Genomic DNA, 601 nt, shown 5'->3' with positions numbered 1-601 from the left:
CATCGCCGAGAACTACAAGAAGCTGCGCCGCCTGCAGGACCAGAACGTCGAGCAGCGCCTGCAGAGCAAGCTCTTGTCGCCGAGCCAGGAGCGGCGCTTCAAGAAGTTCCGCGACGACATCGTCGCCGAGCTGAAGGAGCTGTCGCTCAACCAGCACCGCATCGACGCGCTGGTCGAGCAGCTCTACGACATCAACCGCCGGCTGATGGGCCACGAGGGCCGGCTGCTGCGCCTCGCCGAATCCTACGGCGTGTCGCGCGACAGCTTCCTGCGCGAGTACCAGGGCTCCGAGCTCGATCCGAACTGGACGCGGCGGGTGGCGAACCTGTCCGCCCGCGGCTGGCGCGAGTTCGTCTCGCGCGAGGCCAACCGCATCAGAGAACTGCGCCAGGAGATCCAGAACCAGGCGACCGAGACGGGCCTCGAGATCATCGAGTTCCGCCGCATCGTCCACATGGTGCAGAAGGGCGAGCGCGAGGCCCGGCAGGCGAAGAAGGAGATGGTGGAGGCGAACCTCCGCCTCGTCATCTCCATCGCCAAGAAGTACACGAACCGCGGCCTGCAGTTCCTGGATCTCATCCAGGAGGGCAACATCGGCCTG

The 601-nt window shown here is 65.9% G+C and carries 1 protein-coding gene; it reads left to right on the top strand.

The features are described 5' to 3' along the window. A partial coding sequence (locus tag ACTIF2_RS27670; protein ID WP_439500349.1) for a sigma factor occupies positions 1-601 on the top strand: 601 nt, incomplete at both ends.

The organism is Allobosea sp. (genome assembly GCF_051860145.1).
GTDB lineage: Bacteria > Pseudomonadota > Alphaproteobacteria > Rhizobiales > Beijerinckiaceae > Allobosea.
This window is presented reverse-complemented; position numbering and strand designations above follow the sequence as displayed.